At 71.6% G+C, this 16,899-nt stretch carries 17 protein-coding genes; 10 read left to right on the top strand and 7 right to left on the bottom strand.

Going from position 1 to position 16,899, the window contains the following annotated elements; all coding sequences use genetic code 11:
- Positions 1-10: 10 nt before the first annotated feature.
- Positions 11-787: a trypsin-like serine protease gene (locus tag QWU11_RS00765; protein WP_290102973.1), complete on the bottom strand. Its 777-nt coding sequence runs from the start codon at positions 785-787 to the stop codon at positions 11-13.
- A gap of 149 nt (positions 788-936) precedes the next feature.
- Here QWU11_RS00765 and QWU11_RS00770 point away from each other — a divergent pair, with 149 nt between their 5' ends.
- Positions 937-1,968, top strand: coding sequence for an aldo/keto reductase family protein (locus tag QWU11_RS00770; protein WP_290102974.1), 1,032 nt, complete (start codon positions 937-939; stop codon positions 1,966-1,968).
- Between the two features lie 144 nt (positions 1,969-2,112).
- Here QWU11_RS00770 and QWU11_RS00775 read toward each other — a convergent pair whose 3' ends face one another.
- From QWU11_RS00775 to QWU11_RS00790, 4 genes are all read right to left on the bottom strand, one after another.
- On the bottom strand, positions 2,113-2,352 hold the full coding sequence (locus tag QWU11_RS00775) for a helix-turn-helix transcriptional regulator (RefSeq protein WP_290102975.1): 240 nt from the start codon (positions 2,350-2,352) through the stop codon (positions 2,113-2,115).
- 15 nt (positions 2,353-2,367) lie between these two features.
- The gene (locus tag QWU11_RS00780; protein ID WP_290102976.1) at positions 2,368-3,216 is read right to left on the bottom strand and encodes an ABC transporter permease; all 849 of its coding nucleotides are present in this window, start codon (positions 3,214-3,216) and stop codon (positions 2,368-2,370) included.
- Positions 3,213-4,133 carry an ABC transporter ATP-binding protein gene (locus tag QWU11_RS00785; protein WP_290102977.1) on the bottom strand — a complete coding sequence of 307 codons (921 nt, stop codon included), beginning with the start codon at positions 4,131-4,133 and terminating at the stop codon, positions 3,213-3,215. The genes QWU11_RS00780 and QWU11_RS00785 overlap by 4 nt, the downstream gene beginning before the upstream one ends.
- Before the next feature lie 155 nt (positions 4,134-4,288).
- Positions 4,289-4,714 (bottom strand): diacylglycerol kinase family protein, encoded by a 426-nt coding sequence (locus QWU11_RS00790; protein WP_290102978.1) that lies wholly within the window; start codon positions 4,712-4,714, stop codon positions 4,289-4,291.
- A gap of 106 nt (positions 4,715-4,820) precedes the next feature.
- Between QWU11_RS00790 and QWU11_RS00795 the strand changes: the two genes are divergently transcribed.
- Entirely contained in the window at positions 4,821-5,180 is a 360-nt protein-coding gene (locus tag QWU11_RS00795; protein ID WP_290102979.1) for a DUF3054 domain-containing protein, read from the top strand.
- 43 nt (positions 5,181-5,223) lie between these two features.
- On the top strand, positions 5,224-5,619 hold the full coding sequence (locus QWU11_RS00800) for a VOC family protein (protein WP_290102980.1): 396 nt from the start codon (positions 5,224-5,226) through the stop codon (positions 5,617-5,619).
- A gap of 240 nt (positions 5,620-5,859) precedes the next feature.
- Here the strand turns inward: QWU11_RS00800 and QWU11_RS00805 are convergent, their stop codons facing one another.
- Positions 5,860-7,233 carry a rhamnulokinase family protein gene (locus QWU11_RS00805; RefSeq protein ID WP_290103325.1) on the bottom strand — a complete coding sequence of 458 codons (1,374 nt, stop codon included), beginning with the start codon at positions 7,231-7,233 and terminating at the stop codon, positions 5,860-5,862.
- A gap of 49 nt (positions 7,234-7,282) precedes the next feature.
- Positions 7,283-8,281 (bottom strand): substrate-binding domain-containing protein, encoded by a 999-nt coding sequence (locus tag QWU11_RS00810; RefSeq protein ID WP_290102981.1) that lies wholly within the window; start codon positions 8,279-8,281, stop codon positions 7,283-7,285.
- 263 nt (positions 8,282-8,544) lie between these two features.
- Between QWU11_RS00810 and QWU11_RS00815 the strand changes: the two genes are divergently transcribed.
- From QWU11_RS00815 to QWU11_RS00845, 7 genes are all read left to right on the top strand, one after another.
- A complete protein-coding gene (locus tag QWU11_RS00815) occupies positions 8,545-10,053 on the top strand; it encodes a sugar ABC transporter ATP-binding protein (protein ID WP_290102982.1) in 1,509 nt (502 codons plus the stop codon).
- Positions 10,053-11,096, top strand: coding sequence for an ABC transporter permease (locus QWU11_RS00820; RefSeq protein ID WP_290102983.1), 1,044 nt, complete (start codon positions 10,053-10,055; stop codon positions 11,094-11,096). The genes QWU11_RS00815 and QWU11_RS00820 overlap by 1 nt, the downstream gene beginning before the upstream one ends.
- On the top strand, positions 11,086-12,105 hold the full coding sequence (locus QWU11_RS00825) for an ABC transporter permease (RefSeq protein ID WP_290102984.1): 1,020 nt from the start codon (positions 11,086-11,088) through the stop codon (positions 12,103-12,105). Before QWU11_RS00820 ends, QWU11_RS00825 begins: the two co-directional genes overlap by 11 nt.
- A gap of 12 nt (positions 12,106-12,117) precedes the next feature.
- Positions 12,118-13,188, top strand: coding sequence for a rhamnose ABC transporter substrate-binding protein (gene rhaS, locus QWU11_RS00830; RefSeq protein ID WP_290102985.1), 1,071 nt, complete (start codon positions 12,118-12,120; stop codon positions 13,186-13,188).
- Between the two features lie 71 nt (positions 13,189-13,259).
- Positions 13,260-13,577: an L-rhamnose mutarotase gene (locus QWU11_RS00835; protein WP_290102986.1), complete on the top strand. Its 318-nt coding sequence runs from the start codon at positions 13,260-13,262 to the stop codon at positions 13,575-13,577.
- 26 nt (positions 13,578-13,603) lie between these two features.
- Positions 13,604-14,767 carry an L-rhamnose isomerase gene (gene rhaI / locus QWU11_RS00840; RefSeq protein ID WP_290102987.1) on the top strand — a complete coding sequence of 388 codons (1,164 nt, stop codon included), beginning with the start codon at positions 13,604-13,606 and terminating at the stop codon, positions 14,765-14,767.
- The gene (locus QWU11_RS00845) at positions 14,767-16,818 is read left to right on the top strand and encodes a bifunctional aldolase/short-chain dehydrogenase (protein WP_290102988.1); all 2,052 of its coding nucleotides are present in this window, start codon (positions 14,767-14,769) and stop codon (positions 16,816-16,818) included. The genes rhaI and QWU11_RS00845 overlap by 1 nt, the downstream gene beginning before the upstream one ends.
- Positions 16,819-16,899: the final 81 nt, after the last annotated feature.

Here is a 16,899-nt window from a genome sequence, read left to right on the forward strand (position 1 = left end):
GCCTCTCCGGTCAGGGGAGAGTGACGTATTTGCGGAGGAACGTACGCGCGGCGGGGCTGTCGAGCCGGTAGTCCAGGTTCGTCGCCTTGCAGGCGTCGTCGTCCCCGCTGATCGTCGTGGCCACGAGCAGGTCCGAGGCCGGCCCGCCCAGGAAGTTCGGCCCGCCCGAGTCGCCGAAGCACGTGCCGCCCTCGTTCTTGGCCGTGTCCACCGACAGGTTCAGCCAGTTGGTGCTGAGACGGTCGTAGGAGATGGTCGTACGGCGGCGCGTGTCGGAGTAGTGCATGGTCTGCGCGTGCGCGCCGGTCGGCAGCGCCGAGCCGTACCCGACCGGGGTGAAGATCGAGGACTCCAGGGTGCCGTTCGCCTTGAGCCGGTCGAGCAGGCCGGCGGCCGGCAGCCGGGCGGGCTTGATGCCCGGGATCGGGGTCGTGAAGACGACGACCGCGATGTCATGGAGCTCGGCCTTCTCGCGGTACGCCGGGTCGATCACGTAGCGGCCGACGTAGACGCCGGCGCCGAGCTGGTAGCGGCTCGAGAAGGAGACCAGGGCGGTCTTCTGACCGGCCTCGCCGCAGTGCGCGGCGGTCAGGAAGACGGTCGGCGAGATGAGCGTGCCGGTGCAGTAGGACCACGTGCCGTCCGGGAAGGCCTTGGTGCCGACCAGCGCGCCCACGGCCGGATGACTCTCCCCGTCGGGAGTGCCGTTCGTGATCGCCGACGCGGGGGAGGAGGGGACGCCCACCAGCAATGCGGCAATAACCATGACAAGGGGGACAAAACGCATGCCAGGCACCCTAGCTGGGCAAACGCCGATTGTGTAGAGAATTTACCGCTCAGATGTTTAATGCGTAAAAGATCTACCAACGACGCTTGAGTGGCCGTACGGGAGGCTTCCCGGCATCCGGTGGGGCGCGCGGGAATAGCGTGGCGCGCATGGAATACCGGAAACTCGGCGACGGCGGCCTGACCGTCAGCGCGATCACGTACGGCAACTGGCTCACCCACTCCCGTGAGTCCGCCGAGGCCGCCCACGCGTGCGTGGCCGCCGCGCTCGACGAGGGCGTCACGACGTTCGACACGGCGGACGTGTACGGCAACCCGGACTTCGGCGCGGCCGAGCGGGTGCTCGGTGACGCGCTGGCGGGCGTACGCCGGAGCTCGGTGGAGATCTGCACCAAGGTCTGTATGCCGTCGGGCCCCGGCGCCAACGACCGCGGGCTGTCCCGCAAGCACGTGATGGAGAGCTGCCATGCCTCCCTGCGCCGCCTCCGTACGGACCACATCGACCTCTACCAGGCGCATCGCTACGACGAGGAGACGCCGCTGGAGGAGACGATGACCGCCTTCGCGGACCTGGTCCGGCAGGGCAAGATCCTCTACCTCGGCGTCTCGGAGTGGCGCCCGGACCAGATCGAGGCCGCCGCCGCGCTCGCGGCCGAGCTGGGCGTCCGGCTGATCTCGAACCAGCCGCAGTACTCCATCCTCTGGCGGGTCATCGAGGAGGAGGTCCTGCCGGCCTGTGAGCGCCTCGGCCTCGGGCAGATCGTCTTCTCCCCGGTGGCGCAGGGCACGCTGACCGGCAAGTACCTCCCGCAGGGCCGGGCGCCCGAGTCGAGCCGGGCCGCGGACGACCGGGGGGCGCGCTTCGTCGGCCGCTACCTCGGCGACCCGGTCCTGGCGGCGGTCCAGCGCCTGCGCCCGGTCGCCGACGGGCTCGGCCTCACGCTCGCCCAGCTCGCCGTCGCCTGGGTCCTGCAGAACCCGGGCGTCTCCAGCGCCATCATCGGGGCCTCCCGTCCGGAGCAACTGCGCGAGAACACGGCCGCCGCGGGCGTCGGGCTGGACGAGGAGACGATGGCGGCCATCGACGCCGCGTTCGTCGACGAGACCCACGGCGACCTCGTCGAACGCGACCCGGCCAAGATCGCCTCCCCGTTCGACGTCATGGCCGCCTGGAGGGCCTAGTAACTGCCTCGAAGTCCCGCTGTCCCGCTCGCGGCGGACGGGGACTTCGAGACAGGCCCCAGCCGTACGACGTCGGCCGACGTGGCGGCGACGAGACCGCCTGGGGCCACGCCGCCGTCCGCGTCGGCCTGCCGCGGGCGGAACCTAGGCCGTGCGCTCGCCGGTGCCGATGCGGGGGAACGGGGTCGTGGAGAAGACGACCTCGACCGGCACCTCGAAGTGTCCGGCGATGCGCAGCGCGAGGTGGAGGCTCGGGCTGTACTCACCGCGTTCGAGGTAGCCGATCGTCTGGTAGTGCACCCCCAGCGCCTCCGCCAGTTGACGGCGGGAGACGCCGCGCTCGGCGCGCAGCATCGCGATGCGGTTGTGGATGGTCTCACTCATGCCGCGCCCATCCTCTCAGCCGAGCCGCTGCTGCGCTCGCCGGCGCCGGGCGTCCATGGCCGAGCCGGACTCCCTGCGCGCCATGCGGCGCAGCACCGCCGGGGCGACCAGCAGGCCCACGACCGCCCACGCGGCCAGGACGCCGAGCGTCTCCAGGTGCCGCCACGATCCGCCGATCTCCACCGCCGCGGCCGAGCCCGGCAGGAACGCCGAGCGTAGGCCGAGGCCCAGCCAGTAGATCGGGAACACCTGTGCGACCGTCTGGAGCCACCCCGGCAGGGCGAAGATCGGGTAGAAGATGCCCGAGATCGCGGTCACCGTCATGACCGGCGCCATGACCAGGCCGAGGACCGACTGCGGGCTCTTGGCCAGCGAGCCGATGATCGCACCGTACGGGAGCGTGGCCAGCAGGCCCAGCGCGCTGACCCAGCCGAAGGTCAGCCACCCCGTCGCGGGAGTCGAGGCCAGATCCGGCAGCAGGAACAGCGCCGGTACGAGGATGAACAGCAGGCCGAGTAGCGCGCCGAGCGAGATCGACACGATGCGGCCGACGAGGTAGCCGGCGATCCCGTTGGGCACGGCCTTGGCGCGGAGGAGCGTCCCGTCCTCGCGCTCGGCCGCCAGCGAGCCCGCCGCGCCCTGCAGCCCGCCGAGCGCCGTCATCGCGCCCAGGATGCCCGGGAGCACGGAGAACGCCAGCGACACGTCCGTGCCCTTCACCGTCGAGTGCCGCTGGAAGACCAGCACGACGGTGAAGACGGCGGCGACGAAGACGTACCAGAGCAGGTCGGACGCCGATCGCAGCGTCTGGAGGAACTCCCTCCGGCCGCGTGAGACGCCCAGCCGCGCGGCGTACAGGATCATCGGACCGGCTCCTCGGCGCTCACGCCCGGTTCGTGCCGCCGCACCATCGCCATGTACGTCTCCTCCAGGCCCGCCCGGCGTACCTCCAGGTCGCCGATCGCCTCGCCGTACTGGGCGAACAAGGCGCGGACGAACCCCGTCGCGTCGTCCGTGGCGTGCACGTAGTGCTCGCCGTCGCGGCTCCAGCGCACCTGTGCCCGACCCCGTACGCGGCGGGAGAGCTGGTCGGCGCTGCCGCTCGCGATGATGCGCCCGCCCGCGAGGATCAGGATGCGGTCGGCGAGCTTTTCCGCCTCGTTCAGGTCGTGCGTCGTGAGCAGGATCGTCGTGTCCTCCAGATCGGACAGCCGGTGCACGACGTCGTGGAAGTCGCGCCGCGCCTCCGGGTCGAAACCGACCGTCGGCTCGTCCAGGAACAGCACCTCCGGGCGTCCGACGATGCCGATCGCCACGTCGAGCCGGCGGCGCTCGCCGCCCGACAGCGAGGCGATGCGCCGGTGCGCGTGCTCGCCGAGGCCGACCGTCGCCATGAGCTCGTCCGGGTCCAGCGGGCGGCGGCGCGACGGCGTGGAGTACGGCGCGTAGTAGCGGCCGAGGTCGGCCAGCAGCTCGCGCACTCTCCAGCGGCCGTGGTCGCGCCACGACTGCAGGACGACGCCGAGACGCGCCCGCCAGCGCTCGTCGCCGCGTGCCGGGTCGACGCCCAGCACGCTCACCTCGCCGGCCGACCGCGTACGGAAGCCCTCCAGGATCTCGATCGTCGTGGTCTTCCCCGCGCCGTTGGGCCCCAGCAGGACCACCACCTCGCCGCGGCCGGCGGTGAACTCGACCCCGTCGAGCACCTCGGCCGCGCCGTACCGCATCCGGAGCCCGCGCACGTCGATCACCGGCGAGCTCGGGCCGAGCACCGTATCCATGCCACAGAAGATAGCAGAAGTACTACACAAGGGAGTAGAAATACTCTCGCCGTGTACTCCACGTCGTCGCGGTGCCGGTGCGCGCCGTGCCACAGGCCCCGCGTATATCGCACACGGGCCGGCGGACTTCAGCCACGGCTTGAAGCGTGCGGCGTTCATGGCCGCGGTGGCGCCCACGCCCAGGTGGACGGCGTTGAGCACGACCCGTCGTCCTCGTCGACCATCAGGTCCAGCTCTCGTACCTCGCCGTCGCCGAGCACGCGGCCGGCCCCGGCCGGGTCGAGCGGGATACCGAGGTTACGGGCGAGGTCGTTGCCCGTGCCGAGCGGTAGGAGCCCCACGGTCCGCTGGTCCAGTTCGCCGCGTTCGTACAGGGCCGCGACCAGCCGGTGGATCGACCCGTCGCCACCGGCGGCGACCACGGTCTCATCCCCTGGATCCTTCCGGTCCGGCGCGTGTCCGAGTTCCTCCGCCGTACCGCACTGGCGGATGGTGACGGGCTCGCCGCCCAGTTCTCCGGTCGCCTTATCCAGCGTCTCGTCGTCGTAGCGGCCGGCACCGCCGTGGGTGATGATGACCACTGTCGCCTTTCCTCCGCGCGCTGTCGGGGCCGGCGTCCGGTGGGCGCGTGTTCACCCGCGGTTACCCGGACAGGCCGGGAGAAACCCCGGCACTACGCTGACATGCATGCGTCCGGTGATCGCGGCGGTACTCGACCTGTGCTGTGTGCTGGTGTTCGTCCTCATCGGGCGGGCCAGTCACAGCGAGGGCGAGACCGCCGCCGGGCTGGCGAGGACGGCCTGGCCGTTCCTGGCGGGGCTGGCGATCGGCTGGGCGGCGACCCGGGCCTGGCGCCGGCCCGCCGCCCTCGTACGCACCGGGGCCGGGGTCTGGCTGCTGACCGTCGCGGGCGGCATGGTGTTCCGCGTTCTCTCCGGGCAGGGGACGGCGTTCACCTTCGTCGTGGTCGCCCTGGTCTTCCTCGGGCTGACCATGTACGGCTGGCGCGTCGTGGCCCGCCTGGCGACGCGATCGGCCGATGTCTGATTGATTCAAGACCCGCCGCCGGGCGGCGGGCTAGCCTCGCCGCATGACTCCCACGTTCAGTGTGATCGGCATCGTCACGGCCGACCTGGCCGCCTCGCTGGCCTTCTACCGCCGCCTCGGGCTCGTCTTCCCGGACGGCGCCGAGAACGAGCCGCACGTCGAGGCCGAGCTGGCCGGCGGCCTGCGGCTGGCGATCGACACCGAGGAGACCGTCCGCTCCTTCCACCCGGCGTGGCGTCCGCCGGCCGGCGGGAGCCGCGTCTCGCTGGCCTTCGCCTGCGACTCCCCGGCCGAGGTGGACGCCGCGTACGAGGAGCTGGTCGGCGCCGGCCACCACGGCGAGCTCAAGCCGTGGGACGCCTTCTGGGGCATGCGGTACGCGGTCGTCCACGACCCGGACGGCAACGGCGTCGACCTGTTCGCCGCACTCCCCGCCTGACGGCCGTGTTGGCCGGCCGGCCGGGCGGGCCGGGTCGTGGGCCGGCATTCCGGTCAGGTGGGTGAGAGGCCGGGGTGTTCGCGTGGCAGGTGGGCCGGCGGGTCGCACTTGGCGGTCGGGGGCTGCGGTCTGCCGGCGGCGGGCATCCGTGTACCGCCCGGGAGGTGCTCCGGCCGGCAAGCCGGCCGCCACCACTCCGGCGGCCCTCATCCTCTCGCTCCCCGAATCGCCGGGCACGCCTCAGGGCAGGCCGATGCGGGCGGCGGCGTGGTCCCAGGCGGTCTCGTCGCCCTGTGGGAGGTACGTCGTCAGGTTCTGGGTGCGGCGTACGAGGTCGCGTGGGTCGCCGGTGAAGCCGTGGGCGCGGGCCTGGACCAGGGCGTTGCCGATCGCGGTGGCCTCGACCGGGCCGGCGATCACCGGTAGCCCGCACGCGTCGGCGGTCAGCTGGCACAGCAGGGTGTTGCGTGCGCCGCCGCCGACCACGTGCACGACCTCCACCGCGCGGCCCGACAGCCGTGACGCCTCGCGTACGGCGGCGCGGTGGCCCAGGGCCAGGCTCTCCAGGATGCACCGGACCGTCTCCGCGCGCCCTGAGGGCGGGCGCTGGCCGGTTCGCTCGCAGTGCGCGGCGATGCGGGCCGGCATGTCGCCCGGCGGCAGGAACTCCTGGTCACCGGGGTCGACGAGCGCGGCGAACGGGGGTGCCTCGGCCGCGGCGGCCAGCAGCGCGGGCAGCGACGCCGAGCCGCCCCACGTGCGGAGCGACTCCTGCAGCAGCCACAGCCCCATGACGTTGCGCAGGTAGCGGATGGTCCCGTCGACGCCCACCTCGTTGGTGAACCCGGCCGCCCGGCTCTCGGCGGTCAGCACCGGGGCGGTCAGCTCGACCCCCGCGAGCGACCACGTGCCGCACGAGACGTACCCGAAGCGGTCGCCGGACGCCGGCACCGCGAACACCGCCGAGGCCGTGTCGTGCGAGCCCACGGCGGTCACCGGCACCGAGGCGGGCAGCCCGGTCTCGGCGGCGACCTCGGCGCGCAGGGTCCCGATGCGCGAGCCCGGCCCCCGCAGCGGGGGGAACAGCTCACGCGGCAGGCCGAGCCGGGAGATCAGGGGGTACGCCCAGTCGCCCGCGCGGACGTCGTACAGGCCGGTCGTGGAGGCGTTGGTCGCCTCGGCGCCGGTCGAGCCGGTCAGCCAGTACGCGAGCAGGTCCGGGATCATCAGCAGCGTACGGGCCTGGGCGGGCAGGTCCGCGGCGAGCAACTGGTAGATCGTGTTGAACGGCAGGAACTGCAGGCCGCTCACGTCGTACAGCGTCTCCGCGCCGATCGAGCCGGAGACCTGCTCCATGACGCCGTCCGTACGGCCGTCGCGGTAGTGCACCGGGTTGCCGATGAGCGCGCCCGAGTCGTCGAGCAGGCCGTAGTCCACCGCCCACGAGTCGATGCCGATGGAGTCGGCCGGCCCGGCCAGGCGCAGGCCGTCGAGGATCTCGCGGTACAGCCCGAGGACGTCCCAGTGCAGCGTCCCGGCCACGCGTACGGGCCGGTTGGCGAAGCGGTGCGCCTCGCGCAGGGTCAGCTCGCCGGGGCCGACGCGGGCGAGCATGACCCGGCCGCTGGAGGCGCCAAGGTCGACCGCGGCGTACGTGCCCACCTCAGCCGCTCGACTCGCGTACGACCAGCTCGGGCTGGAACATGATCTGCTGATGCGCGTGTCCCCCGGGGTCGTCGCACTCCTCGAGGAGCAGCTCGGTGGCGATCTTGCCGAGCTGGTAGGTCGGCTGGCGGATCGAGCTGAGGGGGACGGCGGCGGCCGAGGTGAACTCGATGTCGTCGTAGCCGATGAGGGCGACGTCGTCCGGTACGCGCACGCCCGCCTGCGACAGGGCGCGCAGCACGCCGAGAGCGAGCAGGTCGTTGGCGCAGAACACGGCGTCCGGCAGCCCGTCGCTCAGCATCCTCTCGGCGGCGAGCCGCCCGCCGTGGGCGTTCATCTCCGGGACGACGATGTCGGTGAGGTCGCCGGCGCGACGGCCGGCCGCCTCCAGCGCCCGCTGGGCGCCGCGGCGCCGGTCGCCGCACTGGCGGATGGCCGGAGGGCCGCTCACGAACGCGATGCGCCGCGCGCCGCGCGCAAGGAGGTGGCCGGTCGCGAGCTCGCCGCCGGCCACGTCGTCGACGGCGACCGAGCACACGTCGCCGGAGGCGTAGTGGTCGACGAACACGACGGCGACCCCGCGGTCGCGCAACCGCTGCAGGCCGGAGGTGTCGTCCGCGGCCGGGGTGATGAGCACGCCGCGGACCCGCTGCTCGGCGAGGACCCGCAGGTTGCGCAGCTCCTTGTCCGGCGACTCGCCCGAGTTGCACAGGATGACGGCGTGGTCGCGGTCGCTGACGACGTCCTCGACGCCGCGCGCGACCTCCACGAAGAAGGGGTTGCCCACGTCGAGTACGACCAGCCCGATCGCGCGGCTCTGCCCGGCCCGTAGAGTCGACGCCGAGCCGTTGCGCACGAAGCCGAGCTCCTTGATGGCCTGCTCGACCCGCTCGCGCGTGCCGGGGGCGACGCGTTCGGGGCGGTTCAGCACGTTCGAGACCGTGCCGGGAGACACGCCCGCACGGCGCGCGACCTCCTTGATGCCCACGGTGACCATCCGCGCCCTCTCTCCCAGCAGTGGCGTTCACTTTGGCGAAACTATTAAAACGTGTCAACAGGTCGCCTCCGCCCGCCCCGATGCCCGGCGACAGTGACCGTCTCGTTATCCGGACATCGTTTTTGCAGCTCAGAGCCCAATGGCTAACGTGGGTCCGGAAAAAACCACCGAAGTCACCTCTTGACGGATCCGGTCGTCAGACCTAGCGTCCCGGGGCAACTTGTTAAAACGTTTTTACATCGTTCACATTCCGGGAGCGCAGCATGAGCGAGCCGCCTCCGATCCTCGCGCTCGAGGACGTAAGTAAGGCATTCGGCGCGGTGCGGGCCCTCCAGGACGTTTCCCTGGACCTGCGCGGCGGAGAGATCCACGCGCTCGCCGGCGAGAACGGGGCGGGCAAGTCCACCCTGGTCAAGATCCTGGCCGGGGTTCACCGCCCCGACGAGGGACGGGTCCTGTTCGACGGCACGCCGCAGGACCTGCGCGGTCCCGGCGACGCGCAGCAGGCCGGCGTGGCCGTGATCTACCAGGAACCCACCCTGTTCCCCGACCTGTCGATCGCGGAGAACATCTTCATGGGCCGCCAGCCGCGCGCCCGGTTCGGCCGGATCGACCGGCGTGCCCTCCGTACGGCGGCGTCGGACCTGTTCGAACGCCTCGGCGTCACCCTCGACCCGGACCGCCCCGCGCGCGGCCTGTCGATCGCCGACCAGCAGATCGTGGAGATCGCCAAGGCGCTGTCCCGCGACGCACGCGTGCTGATCATGGACGAGCCGACCGCGGCGCTGTCCGGCAACGAGGTCGCCCGGCTGTTCACCGTCGCCCGCACGCTGCGCGACCACGGCTGCGCGCTGCTGTTCATCTCCCACCGGCTGGAGGAGATCTTCGCGCTGTGCCACCGGGTCACGACGCTGCGCGACGGGCGGCTCATCGCGACCGAGGACCTCGACGGCCTCACGCCGGACGACCTCGTCCAGCGGATGGTCGGCCGCGAGCTCGACACGCTCTACCCCAAGCAGGACACCACCGTCGGCGAGCCCGTGCTGGATGTCGCCCGGCTGACCCGCGAGGGCGTCTTCACCGACGTGTCCTTCGAGGTGCGCGCGGGGGAGATCGTCGCGCTCGCGGGGCTGGTCGGGGCCGGCCGCAGCGAGGTGGCACGCGCGGTGTTCGGCGTCGACCGCTACGACGCGGGTTCGGTCACGGTCGGCGGGAAGCGGCTGCCGGGCGGCAGCCCCACCGCGGCGATGGCGGCCGGGATCGCGCTCGTGCCGGAGGACCGGCGCCAGCAGGGCCTGGTCATGGACGGCTCGATCGAGCGCAACATCGGCCTGACCACGCTGCGGACCCTGCGCCGTGGACCCGTCGTGTCCCGCAAGGCCGAACGCGACCGGGCCGCCGACTGGGCGATCCGGCTCCAGCTCAAGTACGCGCGGCTGAGCGACGCCGTCGGCGTGCTGTCCGGCGGAAACCAGCAGAAGGTGGTGCTCGCCAAGTGGCTCTCGACCGAGCCGGCCGTCCTCATCGTGGACGAACCGACCCGTGGCATCGACGTCGGCACCAAGGCGGAGGTGCACCGCCTGCTGTCCGAGCTCGCGGCGGACGGGCTGGCGGTCCTGATGATCTCCTCTGACCTGCCCGAGGTGCTCGGCATGGCCGACCGGGTGCTCGTCATGCACGAGGGGCGCCTGGCCGCCGAGATCCCGCGGTCCGAGGCCACCGAGGAGACCGTGGTCGCCGCCGCGACCGGCCGTACCCGGCAGGAGGCGTGATGGCGACCACCACAGCGGCGAAGGACACCGCGACAGCGGCCGCGACCGGCGGGCGCCGCCTCGTCGACACCGTCCTGCGCGCCCGCGAGCTCAGCATCCTCGCCGCGCTCGTCGTGCTCGTCGTCGTCACGACCGCGGCCAACTCCTCGTTCCTGTCCGAGCAGGGCGTCAAGGACATCTTCCTGAACGCCTCGATCCTGGCGCTGCTCGCCGTCGGGCAGACGATGGTGGTCATCACCCGCAACATCGACCTGTCGGTCGGTTCCGTGGTGGGCCTGGTCGCCTTCGCCTCCGGCAAGTTCGTCCTCGGCCACGACCGCAACGTGCTGCTCGTGCTCATCCTGGGCATGGCCATCGGCGCGGTCTGCGGCCTGGTCAACGGCGTGCTCGTCAGCTTCTTCCGCGTACCGGCGCTGGTCGTCACGCTCGGCACCCTGTACGTCATCCAGGGCCTGGACTACTACTGGGCGCACGGGCAGCAGATCAACGCCGCCGACGTGCCGAACTCCCTGCTCGAACTCGGCAGCGGCAGCGTACTGGGCATCCCGTACCTGCCGTTGATCACCGTCGTCGTCATGCTGGCCGTCGGCTACTACCTGCGCTCGTTCCCCTCGGGCCGGGAGTTCTACGCCATCGGCTCCAACCCCGACGCGGCCCGGCTCGCCGGCCTGGCCATCCGCCGGCGGATCCTCACCGCGTACGCCTGCAGCGGCATCCTCGCCGGGCTGGCCGGCGTGCTGTGGCTCGCCCGGTTCGGGACCGTCGTCGCCGACGCGGCGCACGGCTGGGAGCTGCGCGTGGTCGCGGCGGTCGTGGTCGGCGGCGTCGCCATCGTCGGCGGGCTCGGCACGGTGTACGGCGCGGCGCTCGGCGCGCTGCTGCTCACCACCATCGGCAGCGTCCTGGTGGTCCTGAAGGTCAACTCCTTCTGGCAGGACGCCATCGCCGGCCTGCTGCTGCTCCTGGCCATCAGCGTCGACCGCCTGCTCGGTCTGCGCGTCACCCGCGCGCTGCGAAGGAGGAACGTCCGCCATGGCGCCTGACGTGAAGAGGACCCCGCTCCAGGCGGCGTCCCGCCTGCTCCGCTGGGACGTCATCGTGATCGCCCTGCTGATCGTGGTGTTCCGCGCGGGCGCCCTCAGCACGCCCGACTTCGCCACGAGCGACAACCTGTCGTTCGCCTTCGACGACATGTGCGAGATCGCGCTCATCGCGCTGCCGATGACGCTGCTGGTCGTGGCCGGCGAGGTGGACCTGTCGGTCGCCTCGGTGCTCGGCATGTCCAGCGCGCTGTTCGGCTCCATGTGGGACGCCGGCTGGTCGATCGAGTCGATCATCCCGGTGCTGGTCGTCGTCGGCGCGGTCGCCGGGCTGGTCAACGGCCTGCTCGTCACCCGTCTCGGGCTGCCGTCGCTGGCCGTCACGATCGGCACGCTGACGCTGTACCGCGGGCTCGCCTATGTCGTGCTCGGCACCAAGGCCGTGGCGGAGTTCCCGCAGAACTACGCCGACCTGGCCACCAAGACGATCCCGGGTACCCCGATCCCGTACCCGTTCGCGCTGTTCATCGTGGCCGCGGTCCTCACCGCGATCGTGCTGCACGCGACCGGGGCCGGCCGGGCGATCTTCGCGATCGGCGCGCAGGAGGAGGCCGCGTTCTTCGCCGGTATCCGGGTGAAGCGCATCAAGCTCCTGCTCTTCGTTCTCTCCGGCGTGGTCTCGGCCTTCGCCGGAGCGATCTACACGTTGCGCTACGGGAGCGCACGTGCCGACAACGGTCTCGGGATGGAGCTGGCCGTCATCGCGGCGGTGCTCCTCGGCGGGGTCGACTTCGACGGCGGCCGCGGCACTCTCGCGGGCGTCGTAGCGGGTGTCCTGTTGATCGGACTGCTCCGCAACCTGCTCATGCTCCGTGACGTCGCGACCGAGATCCAGTCGATCGTCACGGGCCTCCTCCTCATCGTCTCGGTGCTCACGCCGCGGATCGCCGCGGGAGTACGCGAGATGCGACGACATCCCCGCGGGTCCATTTCCGCCTCCTCCAATAACTGAGAAGGAACCGAAATGCTGAAACGTCCAATGGCGGCCGTGGCACTCGTGGCCGCACTCGCCCTCGGCGCCGCCGCCTGTGGCGGCACGACCAAGAACTCCTCCTCCGGCGACAACGGCGCCGCCGCGACCAGCGGTACGAAGGCCGACCCGAACGCGCCGCTCAAGAAGAACCTCAAGATCGCCTTCCTGCCCAAGCAGGTGAACAACCCGTACGAGACGCTCGTGGACAACGCGGGCATCGCCGGGGCCAAGGAGTTCGGCGGCACGGCCAAGGAGGTCGGCCCGTCCGACGCCTCGGCCTCCTCCCAGATCTCCTACCTGAACACGCTGATCCAGCAGCGGCAGGACGCGATCCTCATCGCGGCCAACGACCCGAACGCGGTCTGCGGGCCGCTCAAGCAGGCCATGTCCCGCAAGATCGCGGTCGTCACGTACGACTCCGACGCGGCCAAGGAGTGCCGCGACGTCTTCATCAACCAGGCGAGCTCGGAGGAGATCGGCCGCAGCGAGGTCAAGGTCATCTCGGACCTGCTCGGCGGCAAGGGCAAGATCGCGATCCTGTCCGCGACCGCCAACGCCACGAACCAGAACACCTGGATCAAGTTCATGAAGGACGAGCTGAAGAAGCCGGAGTACGCCGGCATCAAGCTCGTCAAGGTCGCCTACGGCGACGACGACGACCAGAAGTCCTTCCAGCAGACCCAGGGCCTGCTGCAGGCGTACCCGGACCTCAAGGGCATCATCGCGCCGACCACGGTCGGCATCGCCGCCGCGGCCCGGTACGTCTCCGGCTCCAAGTACAAGGGCAAGGTCGAGGTCTCCGGTCTCGGCACGCCGAACCAGATGCGCAAGTTCGTCAAGGACGGCACCGTCCAGAAGTTCGAGCTGTGGAACCCGGGCGACCTGGGCTACCTCGCCTCGTACGCCGCGGCGGCCCTCGCCTCCGGGCAGATCTCCGGCGCCCAGGGCGAGAAGTTCAAGGCCGGCCGGCTCGGCGAGCGGACCATCGGCGCGGACGGCGAGGTCATCCTCGGCCCGCCGACCGTCTTCGACAAGGACAACATCGACAACTTCCACTTCTGACCGAATCTCGATCGGGGCGGGGCCGCGCGGGCGCGGCTCCGCCACCGGCCTCACCATCGAGGAGCCCTCTCGTGCAGCGCGTCTGCTTCCTGCTGAAGGTCCGCACCGACCGGCTGGAGGAGTACCGGTCCCGGCACAGCGCCGTCTGGCCGGACATGCTGGCGGCGCTGCGCGAGACGGGCTGGCACAACTACTCCCTCTTCCTGCGCGAGGACGGCCTGCTCGTCGGATACCTGGAGACCGAGGACTTCGCGGCGGCCCAGGCGGCGATGGAGCGCACAGAGGTGAACGCCCGCTGGCAGGCGGAGATGGCGCCGTTCTTCGAGGACCTCGACGGGCGTCCCGACGAAGGCATGACGCCGCTCGCCGAAGTTTTCCATCTGGCCTGAAGCTCGACTGAATCGGGGAATCTCTTGTGACCACTGACACTGCGCAGGTGAAGGCGGCACTGCGGACGCAGCACATCGAGACGCCGTCCTGGGCGTACGGCAACTCGGGCACGCGCTTCAAGGTGTTCGCCCAGCAGGGCGTGCCGCGTACGCCGCAGGAGAAGATCGACGACGCGGCGCAGGTGCACCGCTTCACCGGCGTCGCGCCGACCGTGGCGCTGCACATCCCCTGGGATCGGGTGGAGGACTACGCGGCCCTGGCCACGCACGCCCGCGACCGCGGCGTCGGCCTGGGCGCGATCAACTCCAACGTGTTCCAGGACGACGACTACATGCTCGGCAGCGTCACCAACCCCGACCCCGCCGTGCGCAAGAAGGCGCTGAACCACCTGCTGGACTGCGTCGACATCATGGACGCGACCGGCTCGCGCGACCTGAAGCTGTGGTTCTCCGACGGCACCAACTATCCGGGCCAGGACGACATCCGGGCCCGCCAGGACCGGCTCGCCGAGGCGCTCTCGGTCGTCTACGAGCGGCTGGGCGACGACCAGCGGTTCCTGCTGGAGTACAAGCTGTTCGAGCCGGCGTTCTACACGATGGACGTGCCGGACTGGGGCACCGCGTACGCGCACTGCGCACGGCTCGGCCCCAAGGCGCAGGTCGTCGTGGACACCGGGCACCACGCGCCGGGCACCAACATCGAGTTCATCGTGGCGTTCCTGCTGCGGGAGGACAAGCTCGGCGCGTTCGACTTCAACTCCCGGTTCTACGCCGACGACGACCTGATGGTGGGCGCCGCCGACCCGTTCCAGCTCTTCCGCATCATGCACGAGGTGGTCCAGGGAGGCGGATACGGCGAGCACGTGGCCTTCATGCTCGACCAGTGCCACAACATCGAGCCGAAGATCCACGGCCAGATCCGCTCGGTGATGAACGTCCAGGAGGCCACGGCCAAGGCGCTGCTCGTGGACATCGAGGAACTGAGCCGCGCCCAGCAGAGCGGCGACGTGCTCGGCGCCAACGCCGTCCTGATGGACGCCTACAACACCGACGTACGCCCCCTGCTCGCCGAGCTCCGTACGGAGATGGGCCTGGACCCCGACCCGGTGGCCGCCTACCGGCGGTCCGGCTACTTCGAGCGGGTCAGCGACGAGCGCAAGGACGGCCAGGCGGCCGGGTGGGGCGCCTGATGTCCGGGAACACGAATACCGTCGACGATCTGTTGAACCGCTCGCACGCGCTCGGCTCCGACCCGCGCAACACCAACTACGCGGGCGGCAACACCTCGGCCAAGGCCGTGGCCACCGACCCGGTCACCGCCGCGCCGGTCGAGCTGATGTGGGTCAAGGGCTCCGGCGGCGACCTCGGCACGCTCACCGCAGGCGGCCTGTCAGTGCTGCGCATCGACCGGCTGCGCGCCCTCGTGGACGTCTATCCGGGCGTCGAGCGCGAGGACGAGATGGTCGCCGCGTTCGAGTTCTGCCTGCACGGCAAGGGGGGCGCCGCGCCTTCGATCGACACGGCCATGCACGGCCTGGTCGAGGCGCCGCACGTCGACCACCTGCACCCCGACTCCGGCATCGCGATCGCGACCGCCGCCGACGGCGAGGAGCTGACCCGGCGCGTCTTCGGCGACCGCGTCCTGTGGACGCCGTGGCGGCGGCCCGGCTTCCAGCTCGGCCTCGACATCGCGGAGATCCGGCGGGCCAACCCGAACGCGATCGGCGTCATCCTCGGCGGCCACGGCATCACCGCCTGGGGCCGTACGAGCGAGGAGTGCCAGGCGAACTCCCTGGAGATCATCCGCACCGCCGAGGCGTACATCGCCGAGCACGGGCGCGCCGAGCCGTTCGGCCCGGTGCTGCACGAGCCGCTGCCGGAGGCCGAGCGGCACGCGCGGGCCGCCGCGCTGTTCCCGCTGGTCCGGGGCCTGGCCTCGACGGACCGGCCGCAGGTCGGCCACTACGCCGACACCCCCGAGGTGCTGGAGTTCCTCTCCCGCGCCGAGCATCCGCGGCTGGCCGCGCTCGGCACCTCCTGCCCGGACCACTTCCTGCGCACGAAGGTCCGCCCGCTGGTCCTCGACCTGCCCCCGGACGCGCCCCTGGACGACGTACGCGCCCGGCTGCGGGAGCTGCACGAGGCGTACCGGGAGGAGTACCGCGCCTACTACGAGCGGTACGCCGGGCCGGGCAGCCCGCCGATGCGCGGCGCGGACCCGGCCGTCGTGCTCGTACCCGGGGTCGGCATGTTCGCCTTCGGCAAGGACAAGCAGACCGCGCGGGTCGCCGCCGAGTTCTACCTCAACGCGATCAACGTGATGCGCGGCGCCGAGGCGATCTCCTCCTACGCCCCGATCCCCGAGTCGGAGAAGTTCCGCATCGAGTACTGGGAGCTGGAGGAGGCCAAGCTCCGGCGCATGCCGAAGCCCAAGGCGCTCGCCACCCGCGTCGCCCTCGTGACCGGCGGCGGCTCCGGCATCGGCGCGGCCGTCGCGCGGCGGCTCGCCGCCGAGGGCGCCTGCGTCGTGATCGCCGACCGGGACCTCGCCGCGGCCGAGAAGGTCGCCGCCGAGCTGGGCGCCTCCGCGTCGCGGCCCGCGGACGCGGCCGTCGCGGTGGCCGCCGACGTCACCGACGAGGAGCAGGTGGCCGCGGCGATCCGGCAGGCGGTCCTCGCCTTCGGCGGCCTCGACCTGGTGGTCAACAACGCCGGCCTGTCGCTGTCCCGGCCGTTGCTGGAGACCACGGTGGCCGACTGGGACCTGCAGCACGACGTGATGGCCCGCGGGTCCTTCCTCGTCTCCCGCGAGTCCGCGCGCGTGATGACCGAGCAGGCGATGGGCGGCGACATCGTCTACATCGCCTCGAAGAACTCCGTGTTCGCCGGCCCGAACAACGTCGCCTACAGCGCCGCCAAGGCCGACCAGGCGCACCAGGTACGGCTGCTCGCGGCCGAACTGGGCGAGCACGGCATCCGCGTCAACGGCGTCAACCCCGACGGCGTCGTACGCGGGTCCGGCATCTTCGCCGGCGGCTGGGGCGCCGAGCGCGCCGCCGTCTACGGAGTGCCCGAGGAGAAGCTGGGGGAGTTCTACGCCCAGCGGACCCTGCTCAAACGCGAGGTGCTGCCCGAGCACGTCGCGAACGCCGTCTTCGCCCTCACCGGCGGAGACCTGACCCACACCACAGGGCTGCACGTCCCCGTCGACGCGGGGGTGGCAGCCGCGTTCCTCCGCTGAAGTCCACCTCGTGGCCACCGGCCCCAGGCAGCGCGCTGCCACGCGCCGCCACGCGGGGCCGGTGACCACATCGGGGCCGCC

Origin of the sequence: Actinomadura sp. DC4 (assembly GCF_030406325.1) — a bacterium.
In the GTDB taxonomy this organism is placed as follows: domain Bacteria; phylum Actinomycetota; class Actinomycetes; order Streptosporangiales; family Streptosporangiaceae; genus Actinoallomurus.